Annotated in this window: 21 protein-coding genes; 11 read left to right on the forward strand and 10 right to left on the reverse strand. The window is 41.0% G+C overall.

Annotation, left to right across the window (positions count from 1 at the left end):
* The first annotated feature begins 180 nt into the window (after positions 1-180).
* Positions 181-777 carry a Uma2 family endonuclease gene (locus tag NLP_RS27110; protein WP_104909033.1) on the forward strand — a complete coding sequence of 199 codons (597 nt, stop codon included), beginning with the start codon at positions 181-183 and terminating at the stop codon, positions 775-777.
* A 625-nt stretch (positions 778-1,402) separates the two neighbouring features.
* Here the strand turns inward: NLP_RS27110 and NLP_RS27125 are convergent.
* Positions 1,403-1,879, reverse strand: a complete 477-nt coding sequence (locus tag NLP_RS27125) for a hypothetical protein (RefSeq protein ID WP_104909034.1) — start codon at positions 1,877-1,879, stop codon at positions 1,403-1,405.
* Between the two features lie 598 nt (positions 1,880-2,477).
* Here NLP_RS27125 and NLP_RS27130 point away from each other — a divergent pair.
* The gene (locus NLP_RS27130; protein ID WP_104909035.1) at positions 2,478-3,461 is read left to right on the forward strand and encodes a polysaccharide deacetylase family protein; all 984 of its coding nucleotides are present in this window, start codon (positions 2,478-2,480) and stop codon (positions 3,459-3,461) included.
* Between the two features lie 99 nt (positions 3,462-3,560).
* Here the strand turns inward: NLP_RS27130 and NLP_RS33665 are convergent, their stop codons facing one another.
* Positions 3,561-3,701: a hypothetical protein gene (locus NLP_RS33665; RefSeq protein WP_158680550.1), complete on the reverse strand. Its 141-nt coding sequence runs from the start codon at positions 3,699-3,701 to the stop codon at positions 3,561-3,563.
* Between the two features lie 308 nt (positions 3,702-4,009).
* Here NLP_RS33665 and NLP_RS27135 point away from each other — a divergent pair, with 308 nt between their 5' ends.
* The 3 genes from NLP_RS27135 (at position 4,010) to NLP_RS27145 (ending at position 8,121) form a co-directional block, all read left to right on the forward strand.
* The gene (locus NLP_RS27135; protein WP_104909036.1) at positions 4,010-6,442 is read left to right on the forward strand and encodes a dynamin-like GTPase family protein; all 2,433 of its coding nucleotides are present in this window, start codon (positions 4,010-4,012) and stop codon (positions 6,440-6,442) included.
* 112 nt (positions 6,443-6,554) lie between these two features.
* On the forward strand, positions 6,555-6,935 hold the full coding sequence (locus NLP_RS27140; protein ID WP_104909037.1) for a KGK domain-containing protein: 381 nt from the start codon (positions 6,555-6,557) through the stop codon (positions 6,933-6,935).
* Positions 6,936-7,098: 163 nt separating this feature from the next.
* Positions 7,099-8,121 carry a S66 peptidase family protein gene (locus NLP_RS27145; RefSeq protein ID WP_104909038.1) on the forward strand — a complete coding sequence of 341 codons (1,023 nt, stop codon included), beginning with the start codon at positions 7,099-7,101 and terminating at the stop codon, positions 8,119-8,121.
* A 196-nt stretch (positions 8,122-8,317) separates the two neighbouring features.
* Here the strand turns inward: NLP_RS27145 and NLP_RS27150 are convergent, their stop codons facing one another.
* The 4 genes from NLP_RS27150 to NLP_RS27165 form a co-directional block, all read right to left on the reverse strand.
* Entirely contained in the window at positions 8,318-9,271 is a 954-nt protein-coding gene (locus NLP_RS27150; RefSeq protein ID WP_104909039.1) for a hypothetical protein, read from the reverse strand.
* Positions 9,272-9,527: 256 nt separating this feature from the next.
* A complete protein-coding gene (locus tag NLP_RS27155; protein WP_104909040.1) occupies positions 9,528-10,049 on the reverse strand; it encodes a hypothetical protein in 522 nt (173 codons plus the stop codon).
* Positions 10,050-10,116: 67 nt separating this feature from the next.
* Positions 10,117-10,554, reverse strand: a complete 438-nt coding sequence (locus tag NLP_RS27160; protein ID WP_104910057.1) for a hypothetical protein — start codon at positions 10,552-10,554, stop codon at positions 10,117-10,119.
* 127 nt (positions 10,555-10,681) lie between these two features.
* Positions 10,682-11,545: a DUF2382 domain-containing protein gene (locus tag NLP_RS27165; protein WP_104909041.1), complete on the reverse strand. Its 864-nt coding sequence runs from the start codon at positions 11,543-11,545 to the stop codon at positions 10,682-10,684.
* A gap of 680 nt (positions 11,546-12,225) precedes the next feature.
* Here NLP_RS27165 and NLP_RS27170 point away from each other — a divergent pair.
* Complete coding sequence (locus tag NLP_RS27170; protein ID WP_104909042.1) at positions 12,226-12,681, forward strand: CAAD domain-containing protein; 456 nt, start codon at positions 12,226-12,228, stop codon at positions 12,679-12,681.
* Between the two features lie 129 nt (positions 12,682-12,810).
* Positions 12,811-13,293: a hypothetical protein gene (locus NLP_RS27175; protein WP_104909043.1), complete on the forward strand. Its 483-nt coding sequence runs from the start codon at positions 12,811-12,813 to the stop codon at positions 13,291-13,293.
* Between the two features lie 163 nt (positions 13,294-13,456).
* Here NLP_RS27175 and NLP_RS33670 read toward each other — a convergent pair whose 3' ends face one another.
* On the reverse strand, positions 13,457-13,624 hold the full coding sequence (locus NLP_RS33670; RefSeq protein ID WP_158680551.1) for a hypothetical protein: 168 nt from the start codon (positions 13,622-13,624) through the stop codon (positions 13,457-13,459).
* 378 nt (positions 13,625-14,002) lie between these two features.
* Here NLP_RS33670 and NLP_RS27185 point away from each other — a divergent pair, with 378 nt between their 5' ends.
* From NLP_RS27185 to NLP_RS27195, 3 genes are all read left to right on the forward strand, one after another.
* Positions 14,003-15,490, forward strand: a complete 1,488-nt coding sequence (locus tag NLP_RS27185) for a helix-turn-helix domain-containing protein (protein ID WP_234017083.1) — start codon at positions 14,003-14,005, stop codon at positions 15,488-15,490.
* Between the two features lie 213 nt (positions 15,491-15,703).
* A complete protein-coding gene (locus NLP_RS27190; RefSeq protein WP_104909044.1) occupies positions 15,704-17,323 on the forward strand; it encodes an NAD(P)/FAD-dependent oxidoreductase in 1,620 nt (539 codons plus the stop codon).
* Between the two features lie 8 nt (positions 17,324-17,331).
* A complete protein-coding gene (locus NLP_RS27195) occupies positions 17,332-18,234 on the forward strand; it encodes a hypothetical protein (RefSeq protein WP_158680552.1) in 903 nt (300 codons plus the stop codon).
* Between the two features lie 495 nt (positions 18,235-18,729).
* Here NLP_RS27195 and NLP_RS27200 read toward each other — a convergent pair whose 3' ends face one another.
* A complete protein-coding gene (locus NLP_RS27200; protein ID WP_104909046.1) occupies positions 18,730-18,996 on the reverse strand; it encodes a hypothetical protein in 267 nt (88 codons plus the stop codon).
* 163 nt (positions 18,997-19,159) lie between these two features.
* Positions 19,160-19,348: a hypothetical protein gene (locus tag NLP_RS33675; protein WP_158680553.1), complete on the reverse strand. Its 189-nt coding sequence runs from the start codon at positions 19,346-19,348 to the stop codon at positions 19,160-19,162.
* Positions 19,349-19,422: 74 nt separating this feature from the next.
* On the opposite strand from NLP_RS33675, the gene NLP_RS27205 reads away from it, so the two are divergent.
* Entirely contained in the window at positions 19,423-19,665 is a 243-nt protein-coding gene (locus NLP_RS27205; RefSeq protein ID WP_158680554.1) for a hypothetical protein, read from the forward strand.
* Here the strand turns inward: NLP_RS27205 and NLP_RS27210 are convergent.
* Positions 19,642-20,766 (reverse strand): THUMP domain-containing class I SAM-dependent RNA methyltransferase, encoded by a 1,125-nt coding sequence (locus tag NLP_RS27210; protein ID WP_104909048.1) that lies wholly within the window; start codon positions 20,764-20,766, stop codon positions 19,642-19,644. The two genes, NLP_RS27205 and NLP_RS27210, sit on opposite strands and share 24 nt — an antisense overlap.
* Positions 20,767-21,221: the final 455 nt, after the last annotated feature.

The raw sequence follows: 21,221 nt of genomic DNA on the forward strand, positions 1-21,221 counted from the left end.
GAAACTTGTAGAGGCTTATTAATGGAGTTAAGAGTTTTGAGTGCGATTCGCCTTCCCATCAACTACTTTACTAATCACCTCAAGAGTAGTTTTGAGAATTATCGCAGATTAATTAAGATGATCTGGATCTATGGCATCTCAGTTTTATGATAGAAACAAGCCACTAATTAGGTTTAACTTATGTCTTCCCCTGTCCTGGAAAACCCTACGACTGCTGAGACTTCCTATGTTCTTCTGTACAATGTCAGTTGGGAACAGTTAGAACAGCTTGATGTCACCCTTGCAGGGACAAGCGCACGATTAACTTATTTAGATAATATTCTCGAAATTATGTCCCCACTTTCTGACGACCACGAGGACAGTAAAAAAACTCTGGCGATGTTGCTGGAAGTCTATATGCAGACGAAAAAGATCCGGTTTTATGGACGGGGAAGTGCAGCCATAGGTAAAAAGTCAGACAAAACGCGACGGGAACCGGATGAGTCTTATAATTTAGGGGCAAAAAAACCTATTCCTGATTTAATTTTGGAAATAACTGTCACGAGTGGCGGAATTAATAAGCTAGAAATTTATCAGCGTTTGCGAGTACCTGAAGTCTGGTTTTGGGAAGATGGTTTGTTATCAGTTTATTGTTTGCAAGGTGACAGCTATATAAAAGTTACTAGAAGTACTTTATTGCCTGATTTAGATTTAGATTTATTAGCAAAATATGCGCGAATGGCTGACCAATATGATGCTGTGACTGAATATAGTCAGATAATAACTAAAGTTATTTAAACTAAAATTATTTCCGTCAAATTTTAATAGTTGCAGTCATGCACCTCCAGTGTCAGCCAAATTACTGGACTAATAGAATCTGAATAGGTAGCTTAATCAAGATTATCTTGACCTATGCCGAGCGATGTCTAACGACAAGCCGCTATCGGTCTACGCACAGATAATCAGTAAAATTTACCAACAACACAGCTAATCCTGATTATTATTCTGTTGCTGAATTTGGGCAATCGCTTCTTCAATTATCCAAATATTCTTTTCTATAGGTTTACCATCTTCAGTAAACATCGACAGATATATAATTGCTTCTGAGCACCGCTAGGGAATTGATCAACCGCACCCAGCAAGTAGTAAATTTGCAACTGCCACAACAACAATTACTAGAATTAATCGAGACTCATTAATGGAGTTCAAAGACTCATTAATGGAGTTCCAAGACTCATTAATGAGTATCAAAGGCTCATTAATGAGTATCAAAGGCTTATTAATGGAGTTCCAAGACTCATTAATGGAGTTCCAAGACTCATTAATGGAGTTCCAAGACTCATTAATGGAGTTCAAAGGCTCATTAATGGAGTTCAAAGACTCATTAATGGAGTTCAAAGGCTCATTAATGAGTATCAAAGACTCAAGAACCAGATGCAGCTTTAGTCGGTCTACCTTTGATAGCCTTAAAACGTTCGCCTAACTGTTCAGCGACAGTCTTTAAACCTGGAGTCTTTTTCGATGCAGTCTTCACGTAATCATAAACTGTCAAACTGCTAGTCATCGCTTCACTACCGACAGCCATTAGGGTATCATCTACCTGTTCGCTGAGTTGCTGGATTGAGATTAAAAGTTCGGTCAGCGCTGCGGCTAATTGATAATCCTGAACAAGTTCTTCAATATCAAAAGTGGCTGGAAGGATTTCGCGGTTAGACTGAGCAGCAGTGACGCTATTATTCACAAAAGCTAGGCTTTTATCGCCCATTTTTACTAACTTACGCCGTTCTTCAGTGCTGAGAGTAATCAGAAAGGGCAGCTTTTTTTGGACTGTCTGTAGCGCAGCTTTAATTTCTTGGATATCTTGTGGCGAAAGGGTAGCTGCAATATTTTGATAGGACATTATATATTTACCTTGAGAGTTCTAATGGTGAAGTAGCAATAGTTGCTAAGTATAGAATTCCCATTGGTGGATGCGATGTCTACGACGGGCTACGCCTACGCACATCATAACCTATTTATTTATCTGTTTTACACTCATTGCACCCCATAGCTTGCTAAGGCTACTGTGTAGACATAAGTTGAATTACCCCCCTTAATCCCTCCGTTTATTGGGGGGAAAAAAGAAATCTAGTTCCCTCCCCAATACATACGGGGAGGGTTAGGGTAGGGTAAAACTGACACGAAAAACCAGGTGAGTAAACTATTTCAGACTTGTGTATACACTGTAGCTTTGCTAAGGGGAGGGGAGACAAAGCGTAGCTTTGGCGGGGTGGAGTTCTTCAGGTTTAAGAAGTAATCAAGCAGACATGATATGACGGCGATGTCTACCAAATGCTGCTCTTAAAGTAACTCTTTATTTTGAAAATTAGGAGCCGCAAATATTCTAGCTGGAGTTTTCCCTTAAACTCAGCCCTGGTCGAACTATGAAACTTGACCAATAAAGTCCAAACCTTAGACTATAATTAACGCTTAAAATTGTCCAAATAATTTAATTCATAATGAAAACAAAGCAAAAAGGAAATAAACCAATAGCCAGTCTTTCTTTAGACTTGGATAATATTTGGTCTTATTTAAAAAATCAGGGCGCTCCAGGTTGGGAGACTTATCCTTCTTACCTGGATATCGCAGTACCTCGTTTCTTAGATATTCTCCAGCAATGGGATTTGACAATCACAGTATTCATTGTCGGTCAGGATGCAGCGCTAGAAAAGAATACCAAAGCAATACAAGCGATCGCTAGTGCCGGTCACGAAATTGGCAACCATTCATTTTATCACGATCCTTGGCTACATCTGTATTCAGAGAATGAGATTGAAGAAGAGGTGGCGCTCGCCGAAGAACATATCAAACGCGTCACTCATCAACATCCTATCGGCTTTCGGGGGCCAGGATACAGTTTTTCTCCAGCAGTCTTGAAAGTTTTAGCACGCCGGGGATACGAATATGATGCTTCGACTTTTCCCACATTTTTGGGCCCCATAGCACGAGCATACTATTTAATAACTTGTAAATTGAGCAAGGAAGAACGTAAAAAACGGGAAGCACTGTTTGGCGGTTTTAAAGAGGGTTTGCAGCCTCTAAAACCTTACCAGTGGCAACTAGATAAGAATAAACTGACTGAGATTCCCGTTACCACCATGCCAATTTTTAAAGTGCCAATTCACTTCAGTTACATAATGTTTCTGAGTACATTTTCTTCGGAAGTAGCTTTACTCTACCTGCGAATTGCTCTCTGGCTGTGTAAAGTTACACGCGTTCAGCCTTCTCTCCTACTCCATCCTACAGACTTTGTAAGTCAAGAAGATGTACCAGAACTCTCATTCTTCCCTGGTATGAGTGTCCCTACCTACAAAAAGCTGGCAATAGTGAACAAAAGTTTAGAAATTATATCCAGTCAGTTTAATGTTTTGACTGTTGGACAACACGCTAAATTTGCAGCCGATGGACGTAAACTGCCTGTATTAGTGCCTCAAAAAAGGTAAAAATTTCATGTATGCGATTTATTAACAAGAATTTAGAACTCAGGAGTCAGAATTCAGTTGTTGTTGGGGTACAGCATTGCTCATTGGTGTCAACTTAGGCTAAAAGCCTTTTTCAAATCTCGTTTCCAGGCAGAGGCTGGAAATGCGGCTCCTAGCGGCTCTGCCGCCAGAACGATGAGCATTCCCAGTCGGAGACTGGGAACGAGACAATCTAAAAGCTAGTTCTAGGCTGGCTTTCACGCTAAGTTGCAATGAGTATTGCTGTGCCCCTACCGCATGATATATTTACGTGAAAATAGCATCTATTGCACAACAAAATCTGATGTGGTGAGACTGGGCGCACTCTTAACAACTGCAAATTGACTGCTACTTCTGCAACCAGGTAGGCTTTTGGTTTGTAGAATAATCGCTCATTATTAATTTGTACAGTGCGTCAGTCCTAGTAATATCCAGCAGCTAAAGCACAGTGAGATTATCAGCAGTTTTACTGAACCATCAGAACACTAAATATTACTAATATATACATAAATATTGTCAGGATGCTGAATATGTCAGATATGCCGCTTCAGTGCAAAAATTTGAAAGAGCAGGTTGAGTCTATATTACAACTTTTACAACAAGAACCAACACTACGTTCCCAAGATATTACACCTGTGCAAACTTCTTTAAGTAAGGCGATTTCTCCCAAGTTTGAAATTGTATTTGCAGGTGCTTTTAGTGCTGGAAAATCAATGCTAATCAATGCACTATTAGAAAGGGAATTACTCTACAGTGCAGAGGGACACGCTACAGGTACAGAATGCAAAATCGAGTATGCAGAAGTAGATAAAGAACGTGTTATTTTGACGTTTTTAAGTGAAGCAGAAATTCGGGAACAAGCAGTTTCTTTGTGTCAGCAGCTAGGATTTAAGACTGTAACTAATATTAATCAAACTGATGTAATTAACTTGCTACGTCAAGGTTGCGAAGCTATTATTCAGCAGGAGGGTGGCGAGAGTAAATCAGAACGTGCAAAACAGGCGAAGGCGTTAATGTTGTTGGTAGAAGGATATATAGCAAACCGCGATCGCATCAACACGGTTAATAATGCTACATATTCAATGGAGCAATTTAACTTTTCTAATCTCAAGGAAGCTGCTGGATATGCCCGTCGTGGTAGTAATAGTGCCGTATTGAAGCGAATAGAATATTACTGCAATCATCCTCTGCTACAAGATGGTAATGTAATTATTGACACACCTGGTATTGATGCGCCAGTAGAGAAAGACGCCCAACTAACTTATGCCAAAATTCAACATCCTGATACTTCGGCGGTGGTGTGTGTGCTAAAACCTGCTGCGGCGGGTGAGATGACAAAAGAAGAAACAGAACTTTTGGAATTAATGCGGGAGAATGGGGGAGTACGCGATCGCGTTTTCTATGTCTTCAACCGCATTGATGAGACTTGGTATAATACTCAGCTACGGCAACGATTAGATGATTTAATTAGTGGACAATTTGGCAATTCAAGGAAGGTTTATAAAACGAGTGGATTATTAGGATTTTATGGCAGTCAGATTAAACAGACAAGCCAACAAGATAGATTTGGTTTAGATTCTGTTTTTGCAGAAAGTATTAAGGGTTTAGATGGTAAAGAAGAAACACCACAATTTGTCTATGCGTTTAACAACTACTGTGTAAATTCAGGAAAGCTATCTTCCACTAAATTCCGTGTCTCTGTTAATGGCTTTGAAACCCCAAATCAAAATTATGTGCGGATTCTAGGAGATTGGGGAAATGAAATTATAGAACAGCTAATTAAAGATAGTGGGACTGAGGAATTTCGCACAGCAATTACTCGCTATCTTACACAAGAAAAGCGTCCCCAATTATTTAAAAATCTTGCTGATGATTTGGAAGATATTTGTATTAAACTGAAAAAACATTATCAGAGCGTCCAACGCGATTTAGATAGTCAGCCCCAAGAAATTGAGACGATGAAGGCGCAAGAGTTGCAACGCCTAAATCAGCAACTCCAGCAAATTGGTAGAGACTTTAATGAGGATATCACAGAACAAGTTAACCAAATAATTAATAATTCTTGTGATGCTTTTGAAGCAGATTTTAAGCAATTGCAATCACGAATGATTCGCCGTCTAGATGAATTGCTAGATAGTTTTTCTGTGGCTTCTGCTTATCAACGTGCAACAATTAGCCATCCTCGCAATGCTACCGCACCTTTAATTGCTATTTTAGTAGAGGCATTTTATTACTTAGCAAATCAATTAGAAGATATTTTGGTTGAATCTTCTCAGCAAGTAGTTGCGAATTATTTCCAGCGATTGATTGAAAAGATTCGCAAGTCAGAATATTATCGCCAGTTGTATCGTTTATTAGATAATGATGGTGGAATTGAACAAGAAATAAGAACTGTAGAAAAAGTAGTTACTCAAGCATTAGTGAGTGCAGCTAGTGTAGAGTGCGATCGCTTCGTGCGAGAAAGTCCGAGATTTTATGATGAAGGCACTTTTTCTATATATCAATTTCGCCAGACTTTATCACAAACTTCTCAAGGTTATGACGCTGAAAGTATCGTGGAAGCAGAACCAGCCATTAGGCAATTATTGAAGTTAGATTTTGAGCCAAAGGTTTCCCACACTATTCGGAAATCTTTCCGTCAAACCATTAATCAAACACTCAAAACTCAATTGATACCAATGGCAAATCAGCAAGCAGATGAAATTTTGCAGCAATACCCACAGGCGCGTGCTTATTTAGAGAAAACATTAGAACAAGAAGCTGAAGAAAAAATTGCGAAAAATCGCCGATTATTGGGTGTTGTTGAAGAAAATATTGCAACATATAATTCAGCAGCTTCTAGTATCAATAGTTGTTTACAAGCAATTAAATTATATGACCATTTATTGCCTGTAATTGGTGATTCCTTTGCTCCTGATGGGAAGTTTATCAATAATGAATTTTTGGTTTTAAATATGGTATAAGAGGTTTAATTTTAATCTCAATCTTTGAGATAGTTGTAGCTTAGTGAGTGCCTTAGCACTCACTAATTACAGTTTTTTGTAAAGTAGAAATATTTAAGATATTGAGGTTGATATGGGAGATAGATTTAAGCCAATAGAGTGTAACAATGGTGATGTTTTAGACTTCGGAGACAATACATATAAAATTGGTAAATTTAAACAAGCAATCGATACCTCGTTTAACCCCACGATAGAATATAAATTGAATCAAGAATTAAGTAGCAAAGGAATACATATAAAAGAGTCTCCGAATGGGAATTGGTTTCATAAGGGTATCGATTGTGAAATTTTAACACTAGGTTCTCAAAGCTGGAAAAAGGGGAAAGTGAAAATTAAGATAAGCGTTGAATTTTATATTGAAGAAGAAGATATAGAAATAACTAATAGCAAAAATTCAGAAATCACTGAACCAGAATCCCCTCTTGATGATCTTCGCCGCATGATTCATGAGTAAAATTAGTCAACAATAATTTACATATCGCAATTCTATTTTATTTGTGAAAATTCGCGGTATTCAGATCCCCGACTTCGTAAAAGTTGTCGGGGATCTAACTTTTTATGAATGATTTAGGCTTGCTATAACCTATTAAAATTCGTCACTATCCCAATCAATAGTTATGCTTATCAAGCGTCGGCAATTTCTCACAACTTGTGGACTAGCTACCATAGCCACCCAGATACCAGCATTTACTGCTGAAGGTGAACTCGCAAATACCATCCGTAAGCCGCCCCACCTGCAAGTAGGTGATACTGTAGGATTGATCTCCCCTGCGGGTATCGTTGACGCTAAAGATATCGAAGCAGCGCAACAATCACTTTCACAATTAGGGTTAAAAGTCAAGCGGGGGAAGCATATTTTAGATCGTTACGGCTATTTAGCGGGGAAAGATGCCGATCGCGCTCAGGATGTAAACTTGATGTTTAGCGATCGCTCCATCAAAGCAATTATCCCCATGCGTGGTGGTTGGGGTTGTAATCGCATTTTACCCCTACTCAACTACTCCCTAATCCGCTCCCATCCGAAAATTATCATCGGTTACAGCGATATTACGACGCTGTTATTGGCAATTAATGCCCGTAGTCAAATGATTACTTTTCATGGGCCAGTTGCGACATCTAACTGGAATCAATTTACAGTCGATTACTTCAAACGCATCCTATTTAATGCTGAAGCTGTAAGTATGCAAAATCTCAACCCTAGCGAAGTGCGGGTGGAAATAATAGCACCGGGAAAGGCGAGGGGTAAACTTGTAGGTGGAAACTTATCAGTTTTATCAGCGATGGTAGGTTCACCTTACCTACCTTCTTGGAACAAAAGCATCCTGTTTGTGGAAGAAGTTGGCGAGGATGTTTATCGTATAGATAGGATGCTGACGCAGTTAAAAACTGCTGGGATACTTAATCAAATTGCTGGCTTTATCTTTGGGCAATGCACTAAATGTAGTCTTAGGGATGAACCATCGTTTACATTAATGCAAGTATTGCAACAACACATACTTCCTTTAGGTATTCCTGCTTGGTATGGTTCAATGATTGGTCATATTAAGGATAAATTTACCTTGCCAATCGGTGTGGAAGTGGAAATAAATGCTGAACTTGGGACAATACGAATGTTAGAGGCGGCTGTTAGTCTTGTGTGAAGAATGCAAGAGGTTAGAATAGTAAAAATAGTGACTCACATTTTATCTAATATGTAGGGGCAATTCATGAATTGCCCCTACGGTAAATCAAGGCTTTCACTGCCTTTTTGCCTAAGTCCTAATTATCTATGGGGGAATGCTTTATTTTTTGCAAGTCCCCTAACACCCCTTAAGGAATGTCTAACTTATCACCATTTCATAGTGTGTCAGTGTTTACAGAGGTGGTTCGATCAATAATCTCTACTGGGAGTGATTGGGGTGAGTGAGTTTCAACACTTTTCCTCAAGCCAACATCTTCAGTTTTCACCTGCTTATTATCTGCAACCAGCCGTTCATCTAATCCTACGCCTTGATTACTAGCTGATTTGACCTCTTGGGCTGCACCCTTTACTGCATTCGCTGTATCTTTTGCTGCATCTTTGAAAGCTGGTTTGGCTTCCTCAACTGTCTCTTTAACAGAGTCCGCTACATTTTTAACGGCTGGTTTGACCTCTTGGGCTGCACCCTTTACTGCATTCGCTGTATCTTTTGCTGCATCTTTGAAAGCTGGTTTGACTTCCTCAACTGTCTCTTTAACAGAGTCCGCTACATTTTTAACGGCTGGTTTGACCTCTTGGGCTGCACCCTTTACTGCATTCGCTGTATCTTTTGCTGCATCTTTGAAAGCTGGTTTAACTTCCTCAACTGTCTCCTTAACAGCGTCCGCTACATTTTTAACAGCTGGTTTGACCTCTTGGGCTGCACCCTTAATTGCATCAACTACAGCTGGCTTGGTTTCCTCAACTGTCTCCTTAACTGCCTCTACTACATCAACAACGGATGGCTTCACGGCTTGTGCTGTATCTTTGGCTACTTCTGTTACCTCTTCTACAGAGTGGTTAACAGTCTCAGCTATACTCTTTGCTGCATCTACTATACCTTCAACAGAATCGTGAACAGCTTCAGATGTACCCTTGCCAGCCAAAGCGCCTGCTACCGCGCCCGCGACAGCACCAAATACACCTCCAACTCGACCACCAACTATACCACCAATCGCTGCACCAGCTATACCAGCACCAATGCCTGATCCTGAAGATTGAGCATCGGTTTGCTCTTGATCGGGGTCGGTATTTTCGTCATACTTATCTGCTTGTTGCTTATTCTGAGTCATGATCATCGTCTCCTTTATATTTGCAGCGTCCAGACAAAGGACTATGTGTATCAAGTGGGAGCAACGCGTAAAAGTGAGAAGCAACAAATAATGTCACTTTAATGTCACTTTAAAAACTTTTTCAAGCTGATAGCATCAGTAAAAACACTAAAAAAACGGTAATTTTGCCCTGTTTCCTATCAATAAACCAATTTTATTCATAGGAAAAATCAAATCTCACAAAATCACGTTGCTCCCGTATCAAGTTTGGGAATGCTTACTTATGACGACCAAACCATTTAGAGGCGATCGCTCCTAAAGCTGCTCCGACGACTGGATTACTGAGAAACTTAAGAATCACTGGTTGTTCAGCAATCACTTCGTGGAAGATGTCAGGATGGCTATGATATGTGAAAGATGCCAGCTTGCTCAGGTCATCTGCACTTATGTGGTTAGGGTTGTGGGTAGAAAGTCCCAAATCTCGCTCCAGATGGCGCTCGTCTAGACCTCTTTGCTTTAAGTGCTTGAAAAATGCCCGTGCAACATCATCCCGTTCGTTAGGCTTAATCTGAGCGATCGCTTTTTGGAGTTCTGGCTCCAGCTGGCTTGGTGGAATGCTGTTATGGTTGAAAGATTGACTAAATAATTGCCGACGTTGATCGTGAGATGAGCGCTGGGCAAAATCGTCAAAATTTTGGTATTCCTGAGTTGGGTCAGATGAAACATCATCTAAAGACTCTGTATTACCGTGAGCCAACTCGTTAAGAATTTCACGTTTATACTTGTCACTGCTGCTCATTTTAAATGTCTCCTTTTCTACTTATAATCAGCTGAATTAATTCCGGTTTTCCCAAAAATTTGAGTCGTTATTTATACTCAATTTGCCGAGATTGCATATCATACTGAGCCGTCAAAATCAGTTTTTTGTCTGGTGCATACATCAAAACTTTTAAGTCTTGATTCGGGAAATTTTGGTGAAAACCTTGGAGTAAGGATTTTGCTAATGGTCGCACTTCGGTCGGACGAACTTGAGGCGCAATCACGACACCTAACTTATTGTTGTCACGTACATAAGCATCTTGGACAATTCCCTTGGCTGTAGCGACAACCCAGTTCCCAAAATCTTTACCCTGTACACTGTTACCGCGTGACAACAAGTCATAGTCAGCACTATGACTGATTCCAGGCGGTAATTGAGTTGGTTGTTTAGCTTGAACAGTACCACTACAGGCGGCAGTCGTTGTTAGTACTAATACCAAGACTAAAGCTGTTAAAACCCGACGAAACTGTTGAATTATTTTCAATTTAAGCACCTCATCTAAACTAATGACTCTTTTGCAATATCAATCTACTGAGAGTATTTTGAGTAGAAGTAGGTAGAAAACCCACTCCTACTAACTCAAATGCAATGACTTTTGTAGTTTAAGTAGGTTAACCCCGGTCAGTTTTATTCTCTATTCGAGTTCCATCAGTGTTAACATCTAATTCTTCGCGTCGAATCGTTTCTTCAGCTTCAACGGTTTCTTTGTCTACAACTTTCTGCACTCTGACTTCTTCTCGCAAAAAAGCTTCCTTATGGATGTCTGCAACTTCTTCATAGAGGTCTATATGCGCTACCTCGCCCCCGCCAAAGTCAGTCGCTTCAGCAGACACAACTTTGCCTGTGTCTTGAGAAGTCACTCGCTCAATCACGACTCGCTCTTTTTCCACCGGAACAGCAACTTTTGCAGTTTCGGTTTCAACACGCTTACTAATCGCTACTTCTCCGCTTTTTCGGCGCTGTTTATTAGCAACTAGCCTTTCTTGGTAAAGTTTGAAAGTTTGGTCTTCGTGAGCGCTGACATCATACAGATCCGCGTCCTTTGCGTAGGTGTAGTTGTCAGGACTTGGAGTAGTGCGACCAACTGTCGATGCTAACGCAGCTGAACTTTCTACAGACGGTGTACGATATCCTCCACGCACCTGTTCTTCATAGTCGTAGTCAAGTTTTGTATGCTCTTGATATTCAGGTAAATTTTCCGCTTGCTCTCTTGTTATACCAACGACATATACACGGTTTGCTGTAGAGTCAATACGCGATTTTCCTACTGGTAGTAAGACTTTCTTGCCAAAAATCCAAAAGCCGATGTCAACAATTAAATAGCGGAATTCTCCTTGGTCGTCTACTACAGCATCATTTACTGTGCCAATCTTCTCATCAGTTCCTTGAACATACACACCCATTCCTTTGATGTCATTACCTTCAATAGTATTATGGTAGTCTGCATCAAATTCACTTATTTTCTGGAGTGGCATTATTTGATTCCTTAAAATCTTGCTGTGTCTTTTTTCTAAATTACACAATTTAGTTTAGATAAATCGTCTCTCCCAGGAGTGACTTCAATCACTTGTATATTTCATCAATCGAAGTAATTAAATATAGTTTAATAACCCAAAAGAATGATACGGGATAAGGCTTTCAGTATTAACCTCTTATTTTAAATAAAATTGATAATGACTAAATTTTTATAACTTTTGTGACTAGTTTCTAGCATTTGTGTGACTACTTACTAGCAGTAAAGTTCAAGTCTAAATTTAGCTAAATCGATACATGCCAGTAAACCTAGCTAGTTTAAAATATTTATTAATACCTTACACTTAAATCAAATATCCTCACATTCTTAAAGATTTATTGCCTTAAGTTGTAATGCTTGCTCTATCACTCTTGTTGAAGACAGAATTTATTCCAAAAGATTGATGATAAATAAATTTAAAAATGCCTAAATATTATTAAAGTCCTAATAAATTCGCAAACAAATATTTACCTGTGCTGCTAAGGAGCAATAAGGAAAAATAATGGACTTAAGTGTACATCAGCGTGCTATAGGCGTATTTACTCATCATCGGGATGCCGAACAAGCGCTACATAAGTTGATAAATTGTGGCTAAGTGTAAACTTTAAAACTGCTCTTATTGCAGAAAATCAGGAGATAATTATGGATACAGAATTACAGCAACAGCAGTATGTCGATACTGCCTCCCAAAACCAGATAGAAGCTCTTATTGGTTCAGAGTCTGGAAACCTGGCAATGTTACCACCCGCCTCGGAAAATGAAGAACAATGGCAAAAAAATGGTAGACAGATTTCTATATTTTTGGCAAAAATCCCTGAGTACATAGGTAGATTCTACCAAGAATACAAACTACCGATTATCAGCTTTGCTTTGCTTGTGATCACGGTTACGGCACTAAGAATTTTTCTAGCGGTAATCAACGCCATAAATGATATTCCACTAGTTACTCCATTTCTCCAATTAATTGGACTTGGTTACACAATTTGGTTTACTTTCCGCTATTTGCTCAAAGATTCCACTCGGCAAGAATTAACAGCAGAAATTCGCTCGCTTAAAAAACAAATTCTAGGCAGAGAAGAATCACAGACTTTAAGCTAACTAAAGTGTAGTGGCGAATCCAGTGTATTTGAACTTTCGGTCAAGTAAAAAGCCGAGTTTTACTTGACCATTGTATAGAACTGTAGACTCTTACACCACGTCAGCTAAATTAGCAGGAAAAGAAAATGTATGATCAAGACAAATAGATTAGCTTCGCTGACAACAACAGTATTTCTTTCAACATTGCTAACACTCCCACTGCTTAATAGCTGCGGCAGAGGTTCCCAAAATGGTGCGCCACCTCCAATTGACGATAGTATTGGTAGAAATTTAAATAATCGCGCCCCCGTAAATCAACCCCAAGCTAGGAGGGGATTGAGTACAGGGCAGAAAGTGGCAATCTTGGCAGGAGCCGCTGGACTTTTCTACCTCTACAATCAGCGAAAGAATGCCCAAGGAACAGGAGCGCAGGGGAAATACTACCTTTCTAAGAATGGGCGTGTTTACTATCGAGATGCTCAACGTCGCCCTGTCTGGGTAACAGCGCCACAAGAGGGCATTCGTGTTCCACAGTCGGAGGCACAACAATACCGGGACTTTCAAGGATATAATAACAGTCCCACAGGGCGAGACTTAAGGGGTTTGGGTGAAGGTACTGTTCCAACAAATTAATTTTTGTATATATTATAAATAGATGGCGTTTAACCGTCATTCTATTTTTTAATAGAAACTTTTTTCCATATATCAGGAATCTGCACAAGAAGCCTTTAGTCGGATGTCACCACAAGAGCGGATGCAGACACTGCTTGCAGTTAGCGGTGAGAGTTGTCACTAGCTAATACCAATTCTGTATGAAGATGCGCCAAACTATATGAGAAACGAACCGCAAAGAACGCAAAGGACACAAAGAAAGAAAGAAAGAAGAAGCTAAGAAAATTTGGCGCACCTTCACAAAGAAATGGTATAAGGGAGCGATCGCTGCGATCGCGGTCTTAGCTGTCAAAAAGTTAATGCAAAAAGGCTATCAAGGAAATTCCGGGCAGTATGGTAATATCCGCCCAGCTAGCGAAGACCCGTATGGAGATCCTGCTGACTAACAGTACCGCTAGTAACGTCAAGCAGCAAAGCTGCAATTCGTAATTACAATCAGTGAAAGCTTAAACTCATCACTGATAATTATGGTCAAGTAAAAATCAGTTTTTTTACTTGACCACTTTTTATTATATTAGTATCATCTGGTGTCAAATATCTTGCATTGTTGGTGGTTCTTTAAAGCGACTCAAAGCGGCTGAGAGTTTATTCTAGCAAGGTCAAGTAGAAGAAACTCAGGCTTTATTTCATCATTGTCAATTACCTACGTAAGCAGCGGATTTATATAAAAATGAAACAGTTAGCAAAAACTTTATATAGTAAACTTCTGCATCTATTTCACCAGGTAATGGTAATTACCATTTCCCGTAATCCAAATTCAAAGGAAACTAATGTTGTTGATGAAGAATCTCTAAAAGACCAAACTATTCAATTATCAAAGCAAATTCCTCTTCCAGACAGAGTTAATAAAGATGAGCAAAATTTACTATTAAATTACCAGTATTCAGCAAAACCTCGGCAATTCAAAAAAGCTTCTTTATTTCCTGATAGTAAGACTAATGTTGCTGCCTTGTCGCTAGTTTTGTATGGAGTTGCTGAAGTCTTATCTCAAAAAATGAATCTGTCATGGAAAAGTCAAGTAAATAATATTTTTAGTTACGAAAAAGAAGCTAAAACTGGAAAAGGAAAAATCTTTTATTATGTAACAGATAATCCCGAAACTCCACAACCAGAAACTCTGGCAGAAGAGGCAGCTTTAGTTGTTATAGACCAATTTGATCCAAGAGCCTGTGCTATTCACCTGATTTACTGTGCCTTAGTAGCTAGCCTAGATAAACCTTGGTCAGGCAATTTTGTCATTGATGATAAGCAACTATTTGAATACACAGGGCTTATTAAACGCAGGGACTTATGCAAGCATGAAAAATTGAGTATTTTGTACGACTTGTTACGGCAACCTGCTCAGGTACTAGCTTGTATTGCATCGCCTAAACAGGGGAAAGTAGGAGCTTTTACTGTTGCTGATTTAAAGATTTGGGATGTTAGCATAATACGAGATTTTGAAACAGATAAAGCTGGCAATAACAAGCTAGTGGGTTTAAAGGTGATCGGTCAAGCTGGAGTATGGACAAAATACTTCCTCAACAAATCTAAAAACCACTACCAGACTGGAATTATTACCAAGAAAACTGTACAGAAACTATTTAGTATTGGTAAACAAAATGCTGGCGCGGCTAGAATGCTAGTTTGGCTAACCTTCCAAATCCAACCGGAATTCCAGGATTGTGTAATGGGCAAGACTTTGATGGAGATTGCCTACGGTGCAGACAAAGTGTCAACAGCAGAGCAAGACAGACAGCTTAGACGGCAAATGGCTGATGATTTGGAAACTGACTTGAAAGTTGTCAAAGAAGCCGGATGGCAAGCAGAACTGGAAACAGGCCCAGCTTGGTTAACAAGCAGCACAAGCGCTAAAAGACCTATAGGTTACTGGAATCAAATACTCAATTCTAGATGGCGTTTTCATTTACCAGCAGAAGTACAGGAACGCTTGACTCTGGACTCGAATCAGCTAAGTGCAAACAATATCCAGCCTGTATCAGGTAATGTGATCAGAGAAGCGAGAAAAGCAAAAGGCTGGTCTAGAGCATTTTTCGCTACAACGATGGAGAAAAGCGTTTCCTGGGTTGATGCAGTCGAGACGGGTACACGTCAGGTTTCTCAAAAGGACTTGCCCAAGTTGCTTAATACACTGGAACTACACCTTAACAGGTATTGATTTGAACTAAACTTTTCTTGTCTCTCTGAGGTAATTTTTGCTACGTATTATTACTCATTGCAACTGCGTCGGGAGGGGGGTTAGGTTTTTCGCGGGTTTTTCCATGACGTGAAAAATCAGTGTTTATGTAAAGTTTCGGCAGAAGGCAGTATTCGTCCTGCCTCCTGCCTCTCTTGTTAATATTTTGATAGACAGTATGAATTTCTCCTCGCTATGTTACGACTAACAGAAGTAAAGCTCCCGCTTGATCATCCTGAAGATGAGATCAAGACTGCCATCATCAAAAAGCTGCAAATCACGGACGAAGATTTGATCAGCTATTCCATCTTCAAGCGTAGCTATGATGCCCGTAAGAAAGGAGAGATTAACCTTGTTTATATTCTGGATGTAGAAACGACTCAGGAAACTCATCTACTCAAGCGCCTGAAAAAAGATCCCCATGTGATTGCCACGCCAGACATGAGTTATCGCCCAGTAGCACAAGCTAGCAGCAATTTGGCGATTCGCCCCATCGTGATTGGTACTGGGCCTTGTGGATTGTTTGCGGGTTTGATGCTCGCACAAATGGGCTTTTGTCCCATCATTTTAGAACGTGGCAAACAAGTCCGCGATCGCACCGTTGATACCTTTAACTTTTGGAAGAAAAAATCAGACTTCAACCCAGAATCCAATGTCCAGTTTGGCGAAGGTGGTGCGGGTACATTCTCCGATGGCAAACTCTACAGTCAGGTCAAAGATCCTCAGCATTATGGGCGCAAGGTGCTAACCGAACTCGTGAATGCGGGAGCCTCACCGGAAATTCTCTATATCAACAAACCGCATATCGGCACTTTCAAACTGGTCGGAATCGTCCAAAGTATGCGTGCTAAAATCGAATCCCTCGGCGGTGAAATTCGCTTTCAAAGTCGGGTGGAAGATATCAACATCGAAAATGGACAGGTGCGGGGAGTCACCCTCGCTAATGGGGAATATATCGCCAGCGATCATGTGGTTCTGGCGGTGGGACACAGCGCCCGTGATACCTTCCAAATGCTATTTAATCGCGGGGTTTACATCGAGGCTAAACCATTTTCCATCGGCTTTCGGGTTGAACATCCCCAGTCTCTCATCGACCAATGTCGTTTCGGCGCTCAGGCTGGTCATAAGCTTTTAGGTGCTGCCGATTATAAACTAGTTCACCACTGCCAAAATGGTCGTTCCGTCTATAGTTTCTGTATGTGTCCGGGAGGCTTGGTAGTCGCAGCCGCATCAGAGCCGGGGCGACTTGTTACCAATGGGATGAGCCAATACTCTCGCAATGAGCGCAATGCCAATAGTGCGATAGTTGTCGGCATCACCCCTGAAGATTATCCGGGCAATGCCTTGGCGGGAATTGACTTCCAACGGCGCTTGGAAGAACAGGCTTTTGAATTGGGCGGTGGAACTTATGAAGCGCCAGGGCAGTTGGTGGGAGACTTTCTCAACCATCGCCCCTCTACAGCATTGGGCACTGTTAAACCGTCTTATACACCTGGGGTACATTTGGGTGATTTGAGTCAGAGTTTACCAGATTATGCGATCGCCGCCATCCGTGAAGCCCTTCCCGCTTTTGATAAACAAATTAAAGGATTTGCAATGGACGATGCCGTATTGACTGGGGTAGAAACCCGCACCTCATCACCGATTCGGATTAAGCGCCAAGAAGATTATCAAAGTTTAAATACAGTCGGTCTTTATCCGGGTGGGGAAGGCGCGGGATACGCAGGCGGAATCCTGTCGGCTGGTATCGATGGGATTAAGGTTGCGGAGGCGGTGGCTTTAAGTATTTTGAAGAATGGCGATCGTAAAATCTGAAATAGTGAATGCATAGAATTAAAGTAATGATGAACAAATTCAAATATTTTTCCATCTTATTTTTATCTATCGTTTTGATGGACGGAGCGACTATAAATATTTCTGCCCAGGCTGCTGGAAGTAAAGTTTTAGTAACGGCTCAAAACGAATCTCTTAACAAATCGGATATTGATAAAGTTATCGCTTTTTACGAATGGGCATTTTCAGCTAAATTCACTAGCGAACAGCGCAATCAATATCAGTCAATCAAATTAAATGAGTTTCGCAAAGACCCAGATGGAACCAGAAAAAGCATTGACAATTTAATTTCCAATTATACACAAGCTCTTGCTAAGAATGAAGAGGAACAAAGCCGGATTCGGCAGGCATTTAACGGAGAATATGTAGGGCAATTGCGAAATTTACCGAATGATGCAAAAGCTAAACTTTTGCTGTCTGTTTACGATAGCGCACACGCAGGCGAAACCGCTTCAAATAATGCTGATAATTCATCTGATAGCGTTGGAGAGATTTCGTCTATAGTTGGAAAATGGGTCTGGACGCATACCGGAAACAGTGCTGTAAGCACGAGTGGCGCATATATCGGATCAAACGGTTCGCGTTTCACTTATCAATTTATGCCGAACGGAACAGTCGAATTTACGGGAATAATGAACGTAATGAGCGGCAGCTGCAACCAGCAAATTTTCCAATCTCGAAAAGGAAAAGTCAGTCTGAGCGGCAGTACGATGACAATTAATTGGTCTCCAACATCTTTCACTCGTGACTTTTCCTGCGATAGAGCGAATAACTACACAAAAACTTTGCCTGCCGAAAACGAAACTTATCAGGTGAAATTCAAAACCGATTTAGGTCAGAAACAGCTTTGTCTGATAAGCAAGGACGAAACCTGTTTCAGCCCGACAAATTAGGCCAAATCACAAAGCCAGCTTTATTCGTTTACTCAAGTAACTAGTACCGCAAAGCGGAAGTCAAAAGTCAAAAGTCAAAAGTCAAAAAAATTGTATTCCAAGCTCTTGCGCCAATTGAAATGGTGAACCAGCGCTGTGGGAGGGTTTCCCTCCGCAGGCGACTGGTGAACCCGAAGGGTATGTTTATTTCCGCCGTGTTGTACTAGATTGTCAATTTCAAAAAGGCGATCGCCATACCTACGGTAAACTGTGAAGATCGCAAAGTCCAAGTAGTTGAGAGCGATCGCTTCCCCAAATAGGCGCAGTCAGGGCGTCTCACTGGCTGTCCCTAGCTTCTTCGAGCAACTTCTCTAAAAGGGACATATCAATTCTAATATCAAGCCCCACCTAGATACTTTCGAGGTAGGGCTTTTGTTTTTATGTCTAGAGTCGATATAGAATCATGTATCAAGCGCGATGGCGTACACGCCCGCGTAGGCGATCGCAGTGCAGAATTTATCCGATTGTTAAAGCTGGTTCTTTACAGAAGTTAAATAGGGCTGACTCAGTTTTTGATTCATCTTCAAATACAGCAGAAATGTACCATTCACAGGGCGAACCATTCGTATATTCAGCCCAAGCAATTGTTGCTGTTTCACCTGATGGAATCCCTGACTCACCCAAGTTAAATGAGGCCCACTCTTCATCATCGATAGATACCCACAACTCTGTAATTGCCAATTCAGTTTTATTGGTAACGGTAAAGGTGAATTGGTCTGACATAAATACCCTTGCCTTTTAACGATAAATAAATTGCAGATTGTCAGTCACTGATTATACTGTCACTTGTTTCAACAGTTGTCATACTAACTGCCAGAATATAGACCTACACATAGTTTCAAGTTTGTTTGACTTAATTTAAATTTATTAAAGAGGATTGAAAATATCACCGATTCAGATTGAGTCTATCGAGATAGCCAATGCCATGCAACAGCAGATTTAGGTCGCGGTTCTCACAAGCTCCGACAATACAGCACATCCCCAGTGTCACAAAATTTTCAGGCAATGTATTTTTTACTGAGCAAAAGTAGTTGAGAGCGATCGCCTCAAACATACTACAAATCGGAAATCGCAAAATCTGATCGATTCTGTCTTAATACAGTTTTGCGTAAAAGCGTAGCATTTTTAATGTAGGGGGATGCATTAGCATTGCAGAGGGACGCATTGGCATTGCAGAGGGATGCATTAGCATTGCAGAGGGACGCATTGGCATTGTATCGGGATGCATTGGCATTGCAGAGGGACGCATTGACATTGTATCGGGATGCATTGGCATTGCAGGGGGAGGCATTAACATTGTATTGGGATGCATTGGCATTGCAAAGTATTGCCAAATTTAATTCGCTACGAATTAATGAAATGCTGTACTTAGTACAGTTCATATTTCATTAACTGACAGGGCAGCGTTCCGTTGTACACTGCAATCCGTTGGGATGATTTTAGTCCAATCGATTGAGACAGTTCCTTGTTGCCACTCAGGACAAATGCAGTCCAGCCTTTGAAGCGTTGTTTCAGCACATCACCTAAAAGTTTATAGAACGCCCCTAGATCGCTATCTCGCCCCAGCCGTTCGCCGTAAGGTGGATTGCAGAATAAAACCCCACTGTCTGCGGGGGCGACAACATCGGCAAGCTCCATTTGAGAAAACCATACATGGTTATCAACGCCGCAGTTTTGAGCATTGTTGATCGCTTGCTCGATTATATTTTCATCGCGATCGCTTCCCCAAATAGGCGCGGGCAGGGTATCCAGTTGGCTATCCTTAGCTTCTTGCAGCAGCTTTTCTAAAAGGGACAGATCAAAATCGAGCCAATTTTCAAATCCAAAGCAATCGCGAAATAGTCCTGGTGCGATGTTCAGTGCCTTTAAGCTAGCTTCTAAGGGTAAAGTGCCAGATCCACAGAGAGGATCGTAGAACATCTGGTCTGGTTGCCAACCCGAAAGTTGAATTAGGGCAGCAGCTAGAGATTCTTTGAGAGGGGCTGCTCCAACCGCAGGGCGGTAGCCTCTACGGTGCAGACTATTTCCAGAACTGTCGAGTTTGACGGTACAACTATCGCGTTCAATATGAACATTGATCCGCACATCTGGGTCATGAAGCTCTACATTTGAACGTTCACCCAGATTTTCTTGCTGCTGGTCAACGATCGCATTTTTGATCTGGAGAGATGTAAAGTGGGTGTGGTTGAGGCGATCATTTTTGCCCGTGACATTCACCGCCAGCGTCATGTCTGGCGTGAGATAGTTTTGCCAATCGATAGTCTGGATACCGCGATAGAGATCCTTGGCATCAAGGCAAGGAAACTCATCGATATTCACCAAGATTCGGAACGGTAGCCTAGCCCAGAGGTTGACGCGATAAAGTAGGGTGCGATCGCCCTCAAAGGCTACACCGCAAAACCCCGGCTCCACGGAATGAGCACCCAGTTGCTCTAACTCCTGAGCGGCGAGGGTTTCTAATCCGCGAGCAACCGTTGCAAAATACTGATTCATCCTCTAATCCAAAGCATTATCTTCACTGCTCACCCATTAACGCACTTTAGCTTAACTCATATCTTGTGACATTCTCTCTCGTTAAGTCTGCGATTAGAACCTTAGTACGGTAGAGGCAGGAGGCAGAAGGCAGAAGGCAGGAGGTAAACCCCCTAAATTTCTTTATCGGTTTCGTTTCAATAAGGAGGCAGTAAATATTCGCTACGCACCTCGCAATACATATTTTATTCTTTCTTGTCTACGACATGCTACGCGAAAATAAATAAATTTACTTGCTCTAAAAGAAAGTTGCAGAGGGTAAAAAATATATTTTCTTCCTCCTGCCTCCTGCCCTCTGCCTCCTGCCTTTCTTCGGTAACTCAGCACCACAAGCGCCAGACAAACGAAATCAAGCCTGAGTAAGGACACAGCAAATATTTATTCAAAGAGATTATATTTTCTTCAGTTTAAGTACT

The sequence above is a fragment of the Nostoc sp. 'Lobaria pulmonaria (5183) cyanobiont' genome (assembly GCF_002949795.1).
Lineage (GTDB): Bacteria > Cyanobacteriota > Cyanobacteriia > Cyanobacteriales > Nostocaceae > Nostoc.

What these genes read in the sequence shown, in the direction of transcription:
- NLP_RS27200 (WP_104909046.1), bottom strand. Translation starts at nt 18,996, where the DNA reads ATGTCAGACCAATTCACCTTTACCGTTACCAATAAAACTGAATTGGCA.
- NLP_RS27190 (WP_104909044.1), top strand. Translation starts at nt 15,704, where the DNA reads ATGTTACGACTAACAGAAGTAAAGCTCCCGCTTGATCATCCTGAAGAT.
- NLP_RS27170 (WP_104909042.1), top strand. Translation starts at nt 12,226, where the DNA reads ATGGATACAGAATTACAGCAACAGCAGTATGTCGATACTGCCTCCCAA.
- NLP_RS27210 (WP_104909048.1), bottom strand. Translation starts at nt 20,766, where the DNA reads ATGAATCAGTATTTTGCAACGGTTGCTCGCGGATTAGAAACCCTCGCC.
- NLP_RS27150 (WP_104909039.1), bottom strand. Translation starts at nt 9,271, where the DNA reads ATGACTCAGAATAAGCAACAAGCAGATAAGTATGACGAAAATACCGAC.
- NLP_RS27140 (WP_104909037.1), top strand. Translation starts at nt 6,555, where the DNA reads ATGGGAGATAGATTTAAGCCAATAGAGTGTAACAATGGTGATGTTTTA.
- NLP_RS27195 (WP_158680552.1), top strand. Translation starts at nt 17,332, where the DNA reads ATGCATAGAATTAAAGTAATGATGAACAAATTCAAATATTTTTCCATC.
- NLP_RS27165 (WP_104909041.1), bottom strand. Translation starts at nt 11,545, where the DNA reads ATGCCACTCCAGAAAATAAGTGAATTTGATGCAGACTACCATAATACT.
- NLP_RS27185 (WP_234017083.1), top strand. Translation starts at nt 14,003, where the DNA reads ATGAAACAGTTAGCAAAAACTTTATATAGTAAACTTCTGCATCTATTT.
- NLP_RS27155 (WP_104909040.1), bottom strand. Translation starts at nt 10,049, where the DNA reads ATGAGCAGCAGTGACAAGTATAAACGTGAAATTCTTAACGAGTTGGCT.
- NLP_RS27110 (WP_104909033.1), top strand. Translation starts at nt 181, where the DNA reads ATGTCTTCCCCTGTCCTGGAAAACCCTACGACTGCTGAGACTTCCTAT.
- NLP_RS27125 (WP_104909034.1), bottom strand. Translation starts at nt 1,879, where the DNA reads ATGTCCTATCAAAATATTGCAGCTACCCTTTCGCCACAAGATATCCAA.
- NLP_RS27130 (WP_104909035.1), top strand. Translation starts at nt 2,478, where the DNA reads ATGAAAACAAAGCAAAAAGGAAATAAACCAATAGCCAGTCTTTCTTTA.
- NLP_RS27135 (WP_104909036.1), top strand. Translation starts at nt 4,010, where the DNA reads ATGTCAGATATGCCGCTTCAGTGCAAAAATTTGAAAGAGCAGGTTGAG.
- NLP_RS27145 (WP_104909038.1), top strand. Translation starts at nt 7,099, where the DNA reads ATGCTTATCAAGCGTCGGCAATTTCTCACAACTTGTGGACTAGCTACC.
- NLP_RS27175 (WP_104909043.1), top strand. Translation starts at nt 12,811, where the DNA reads ATGATCAAGACAAATAGATTAGCTTCGCTGACAACAACAGTATTTCTT.